5 protein-coding genes are annotated in these 5,990 nt (G+C 51.3%); 4 read left to right on the plus strand and 1 reads right to left on the minus strand.

All coding sequences use genetic code 11. The features are described 5' to 3' along the window. Positions 1-83: 83 nt before the first annotated feature. Positions 84-476, minus strand: coding sequence for an AAA family ATPase (locus tag HWQ67_RS11660; RefSeq protein ID WP_218252864.1), 393 nt, complete (start codon positions 474-476; stop codon positions 84-86). A 284-nt stretch (positions 477-760) separates the two neighbouring features. Between HWQ67_RS11660 and HWQ67_RS11665 the strand changes: the two genes are divergently transcribed. From HWQ67_RS11665 to HWQ67_RS11680, 4 genes are read left to right on the plus strand one after another with little or no spacing between them, the layout of a single operon-like run. After that, positions 761-2,863 (plus strand): molybdopterin oxidoreductase family protein, encoded by a 2,103-nt coding sequence (locus HWQ67_RS11665; protein ID WP_218252865.1) that lies wholly within the window; start codon positions 761-763, stop codon positions 2,861-2,863. Further along, complete coding sequence (locus HWQ67_RS20235) at positions 2,860-4,011, plus strand: PAS domain-containing sensor histidine kinase (RefSeq protein WP_218252866.1); 1,152 nt, start codon at positions 2,860-2,862, stop codon at positions 4,009-4,011. Before HWQ67_RS11665 ends, HWQ67_RS20235 begins: the two co-directional genes overlap by 4 nt. Before the next feature lie 25 nt (positions 4,012-4,036). Further along, on the plus strand, positions 4,037-4,573 hold the full coding sequence (locus tag HWQ67_RS11675) for a CDP-alcohol phosphatidyltransferase family protein (protein ID WP_218252867.1): 537 nt from the start codon (positions 4,037-4,039) through the stop codon (positions 4,571-4,573). After that, a complete protein-coding gene (locus tag HWQ67_RS11680; protein WP_218252868.1) occupies positions 4,566-5,867 on the plus strand; it encodes a DUF512 domain-containing protein in 1,302 nt (433 codons plus the stop codon). The genes HWQ67_RS11675 and HWQ67_RS11680 overlap by 8 nt, the downstream gene beginning before the upstream one ends. The last annotated feature ends 123 nt before the right edge of the window (positions 5,868-5,990 follow it).

Here is a 5,990-nt window from a genome sequence, read left to right on the forward strand (position 1 = left end):
TTTCGCAGGAATGACAGTTACAGGCGTTTTCCAAGTGTGTCATTCCTGGCTTGACCAGGAATCCATGATGCATAAAAGCGTAGTTACCATGAAATATAAAGAGGATACCTATAACTTAAATAGTCATGATTAAAAAATAACTCTACTCCTGTTTTTTTAGTTATATTATCAATAAAAGCAAATATTTCTTTTCTTTTTCTTATTTCCTTTTGAAGCTTTTCATCTTGCAAAAAATCCTTGCTACCAAAATAATAATTATCAGCTATATAGCTAACAAGGCTAACAGTATTATCAGTGTTATCAGCATTACCTAAATACTCCTTTATCGCCTCCAAGACCGAAGTTTTACCGCTTCCGTTGATGCCTGTGAAGATCAGATGCTTTCGCCCGGTATCTGAAAGGGGTATATCGATATCTTTCAGATGCCTTACATTATGTATCTTTACCTTGGTTATGTATACGTCTGGGTCTGTCATATCCTTTAAGTGCGGATATTGTAGCATATACTGCGATTAGTTTCAATCGTAATTTTCAGGGGCTAATACCAGGTTGCATCCAAAGAGGTGGCTGCATGACCACGGTTGATTGTGGCGCTACCAAACATGTTGACTTGATAATAAATTGCAAATACAGACAGGAGATATGTTAAAATATAAGAGCTTAGGAAAAAGCGCCGTTACCTCAAACGATGCAAATATAAAAGGGATAAATTTTTCGGCTATTTATACTGAAAATCAAGAGGATACCAGATGGAGTTGTTATGAGCACTACATGGCATAAGTCAACCTGTCCGTACTGTGGATTTGGGTGTGGCCTGATGGTTGGGGTTGACGGCGGCAGGGTCGTAAAGGTGACCGGCATGAAGGGACATCCAACCAATGATGGCAGGCTGTGTGTGCTTGCAGAGACACTGCCGGGGGTGTTTGATGCCAGAGAGCGATTGACACGGCCAATGCTGCGACGTCAGGGGGTTCTGACAGAGGTTACCTGGCAGGAGGCCATTGGGCATGTGGCCGGAACGCTTATGGCTATAATACACGAACACGGCCCCGATGCCGTTGCATTTTATGGCGGCGCCAGTAAACTGACCGAGGAATATTACCTGATTAACAAACTCATGAGGGCCTGCATCGGCACAAACAACATTGAAAGTAGCACACGCCTGTGTATGGCCAGTACGGCTGCGGGATTGCTTTCAACCATTGGAGCTGATGCCCCCCCTGCGTGCTACGCCGATATAGAACATGCCGATCTGTTCTTTATTGCCGGCAACAATATGGCCGTGACGGTGCCGGTGTTGTTTCAGCGGGTTCGGGCCGCAAAGAAGGCCAACGGTGCAAAGGTTATCGTTGCAGACCCTCGCAGAACGGACACTGCTGCCATTGCCGATATCCACCTCCAGCTCATACCCGGCACCGACGTTGCCCTCAACAACGCCTTGGCACACGTGCTCTTAAGGGACGGTTTCGTTGACAAGGAACAGGTCGAACTCTACACAAGCGGCCTGTGTGACCTGAAAAATTTCCTGAAGGACTACACACCGGCAGTTGCGAGTCAGATCACGGGTTGTCCGCAGCAACAGATTGTCGAGGCGGCACATGCCATAGGTCAGTCAAAGGCCATGCTCACCTTCTGGTTTCAGGGGTATAATCACTCCTCGCAGGCCGTGTTTAAAAACAATACGTTGCACAACCTGTCGCTGTTGACGGGCAACTTCTGTCGTGTGGGGGCAGGGCCGATATCAATCACGGGGGAGTCAAACGCCCTTGGCTGTCGGTTTGTTGGGGCGCTGTCACACCTGCTACCGGGGATGCGTCTGGTGACCAACGCCACACATCGTCAGGAGGTGGCCGACTTTTGGGGCATCCCCGCCGAAAAAATAAAGCCCGTCCCTGGCCGCTCAATCATCGACATCATCGCCGGACTGCATAACGGAGAGATAAAGGCACTGTGGGTTGCATCGACCAATCCTGCGGCCTCCCTGCCACACACCCGGTGGGTACAGCAGGGGCTGGCCAAGGCTCAACTGCTCGTCGTTGCCGACATCTTTCACCCCACCGAAACCACCATGCTTGCAAACGTTATCCTGCCGGCGGCACAGTGGGGCGAAAAAACCGGCACCTTTGTATCCTCCGAGCGGCGTATCGAACTGGTTGAAAAATTCGTACAACCACCGGGGGAGGCCTTGCCCGATTATGAAATCATGTGGCTGATAGCCCGTCAGATGGGATTTGAGCGGGAATTCCCATACACCAGCCCCGAGGATGTCTTTGAGGAATGGAAGGGGTTGACACGTGGACGTCTGTGCGATACCAACGGCGTAACATACCGGCGCCTGAGAGGGGCCGTTGGACCTCAACTGCCATGTCCAACGCCAGAGCATCCAGGCACTGAACGGTTGTTTGGCAACCTGGAGTTTGCACGTCCCGATGGTAGGGCGGCGCTTTTGGCACGCAAATACATCCCGCCACTTGAAACACCGGATGAGGAATACCCCCTTATGCTCATCACGGGGCGTCTGGCATGTCAGTTCAATACCCGCACACGCACCGGACGCATTGACAGGTTATACAGGTCGGCTGCCGGCAGTTTCGTTGAGGTAAGCACTGAAGATGCCCGTGTCATCGGTGTTACGGAAGGCGATGTTGTCAGGGTCTCCTCACGTCGTGGCAGTGTGGTGGCAGAGGTGATGCTGTCGGAGCGGATACGGCCCGGCACGGTCTTTATCCCATGCCACTTTGGCGGTGCACTTGGGGGAGAACAGGACAGGTTGGTCAATCTCGTTACAAACCCCGTATACGACATACATTCCAAACAGCCGGAGTTCAAGCTTAGTGCTGTCAGGATAGTAAGGGCAGAGTGAAAGATATTTCCATACAGACGGTCAAATTTTTTGAATCCGTGCTCAGTGTATCGGTTGACGGGATACTGATCGTGGATGAGTCACAAGACGTAATCGTGGTCAATGACGCATTCTGTGCACCGTTTGGTTGTGTGCATGGCGACCTGCTGGAGACCAACTTGTATGTCTGGCTTCAACGCGTTGATGCCTCTCTGGTGCAACGCTGGGGTAGGCTTATCAGTGAGGTATACCTCAAAGGCAGGTGCAGCAACGTCGAAATTGCCATACCAACAAAGACGGGGGTTGAATACTTCAACGTCACGGCCTCATTACTAAAGCAGGTGCAGGAGCAGACTGTCAACGTCATCATCAGCATCTGGCACAACATCACGGCGCTTAAACAGACAGAGGCGGCACTGCGCCAGGAGCGTGACACCCTGGAGGTGCGTGTTGCACGGAGAACCGCCGAACTGGCAAAGGCCAACGAATCCCTTATGATTGAGATCGCCCAGCGTAAAGAGATGGAAAAACAAATAACTCGCTCCCTCGACGAAAAGGTTGAACTCTTAAAAGAAGTCCACCACCGTGTCAAGAACAACATGCAGATAATATGCAGCCTGCTCATGCTGCAAAGCAGCTACATAGAAGACGATAAGTATAAGGATATGTTCAGGGACAGCCTCAATCGCATCAGATCGATGGCCCTGCTGCACGAAAAACTCTGCCAGTCTCCGGACCTGGCCAACATCAACATACAAGCGTATATACTTGGCCTGACCAACACCATATTTAGTGCCTATAAGGTCAGTAACAGCGTGATTACCCTGGAACTGGACGTTGACGACATCCCCTTCAACATAGATACGGCCATGTCGTGCGGCCTGATCCTGACAGAGCTTATCTCCAACTCCCTGAGACACGCATTCCCGGATAACAGACAAGGTACGCTCAAAATAGCCCTGCATCGCCATGTTAATGGCAATTTCAAACTCACGGTCAAGGACGACGGCATTGGTATCCCCCAGGGCTTCGATATCAGAGAGCCTAACTCCCTGGGATTGCACCTGGCTGTCTCTATGGTGGAAAATAAATTTAACGGTCAGATAGAATTAAAAAACAATGACGGGACGGAATTTTGCATAATATTTAAAGAAATACTACCGCAATAACCTTTTGTTTATGACATTATATTATATGGCAATTTTAAATGTTCCAAACACACTGACTGTACTGAGAATATGTACGATACCGATTATCGTGACAATGCTCGTAAGCGGCAGACACATGGCGGCACTGTGGTTGTTCGTCTTTGCCTCCGTCACGGACATCCTTGACGGCCTTATCGCACGCCTTGCCAAGCAGCAGACCAAGCTGGGACGATTTCTCGACCCTATAGCGGACAAGCTCCTGTTGGTGACCTCGTATGTTACCTTTGCCTACTATGGATGGGTACCAGTGTGGTTGACTGTTGGCATCCTGTTGAGGGACGTCACAGTGGTGGCGGCGTTGGTGACGTTTTATCTGGTACACAAGTTTGTCTTCATACGGCCATCCATCCTGGGTAAGACAGCCATTGCCATGCAGATGGTGCTCTGTGCCCTGGTGCTGTTGCGGTTAAACTATGGCAACAGGATACCTGAACCCGTGGTGTTTGTCTGGCTAACGGCTGGGTTTACTATTGTCTCTGCGCTGCATTACTTGTATCTGGGGTTTACATATAAACGTGACTGACACGGTCGCCAACAAGATACTCTCCGTCTATCCGGACAGCCCTGCCGCAGAGGCCGGCATCAGGCCCGGCGATGAACTGCTCTCTATCAACGGCAACGCCATCAACGACGAAATAGACCTCACCTTCTACGCTGCCGATACCACGGATGAGCTGGAGGTGGTCATCCGGCGTCGTGGCCGCCTTATACACGTATCAATCCCGCTGGATGAGCAACAGTGGTTGGGGATTGAGCTACAGTCGTTTAAGATAAAGACCTGCAAGAACCACTGTCCCTTTTGCTTTGTTTCGCAACTGCCCCGGGGATTACGAAGAACCCTGTACATCAAGGACGAAGACTATCGCATGTCCTTTCTCTATGGCGGTTACATCACGCTCACGAACCTGACCCCGGAGGAAAAAACACGAATCGTACAGCAGCGTCTAAGCCCCCTGTACGTATCCGTCCACACCACGGACAATGCGCTGAGTCAACACCTACTTGGCAATCCAGATTCGGTTGACATCCTGGGTGAGATAGGGTTTTTCGCAAGCAACCGGATAACCCTGCACACACAGATCGTACTCTGCCCCGGTCTGAACGACGGCCAAAACCTCCGACGAACCATCAGCGACCTGGCGGGATTCTTTCCATATGTGGAGTCCATAGCGGTGGTGCCCGTTGGTCTGACCGCCCACGGCAAAAAGAGGGTGAATCCCGTTACCAGGGCGGATGCTCAAAACGCCCTCGATCTCATTGGCAGGTTGCAGGGGGAGTTCCTCAATAGACACGGGCAGGTTATCGTCTATGCCGCCGATGAGCTTTATCTGCGTGCAGAGGTCGATATCCCCCCGCTGAGTCATTACGGGGAACTGCCCCAGGTAGAAAACGGCGTGGGACTGATTGCGTCGTTTCTGGATGGCGCACAGGGCTTTGAGGGTCTGCGGCGTACACCCAAGCGGACAGCGGCGACGTTTACGGCCATGTCCTTTTATCCGTTTCTGAGGGACTTTGCCAGGACACTTCATGAAAAAACGACATACAATCTCAGGGTAGTACCCGTGGAGAACAAGTTCTTTGGTACCTCCGTAACCGTCACGGGGTTGCTCACCGGCGGGGATGTGATCAATGCCCTTGGAAATCAGATCAAGAAGGGCGAGGTGTTACTGATTCCGGATATCGTGCTCAGGGCCGCCGGCGACGTCTTTCTGGATGACGTCACGGTGGCTGGAATCGGGGATGCCCTGAGGGTCAGGGCAGAGGTCATAGAGTCCACATTTGATGGGCTTATTACGGCATTAGAGGAGTTACGTTAGGATGATAAGCAGAAGAGCATAAGTAACTATAACAAGCAAGGAAGGGGTCAAGGGGGCTGGCCCCCTTGCGGGGGGTTCTGAAGGGGGCCAGGTGTGACCTGGAGCGCCAAGAAGCGGAGCCGC

It is taken from the genome of Candidatus Magnetobacterium casense (genome assembly GCF_019173545.1).
GTDB lineage: Bacteria > Nitrospirota > Thermodesulfovibrionia > Thermodesulfovibrionales > Magnetobacteriaceae > Magnetobacterium > Magnetobacterium cryptolimnobacter.

What these genes read in the sequence shown, in the direction of transcription:
- HWQ67_RS11675 (WP_218252867.1), top strand. Translation starts at nt 4,037, where the DNA reads ATGGCAATTTTAAATGTTCCAAACACACTGACTGTACTGAGAATATGT.
- HWQ67_RS11665 (WP_218252865.1), top strand. Translation starts at nt 761, where the DNA reads ATGAGCACTACATGGCATAAGTCAACCTGTCCGTACTGTGGATTTGGG.
- HWQ67_RS11660 (WP_218252864.1), bottom strand. Translation starts at nt 476, where the DNA reads ATGACAGACCCAGACGTATACATAACCAAGGTAAAGATACATAATGTA.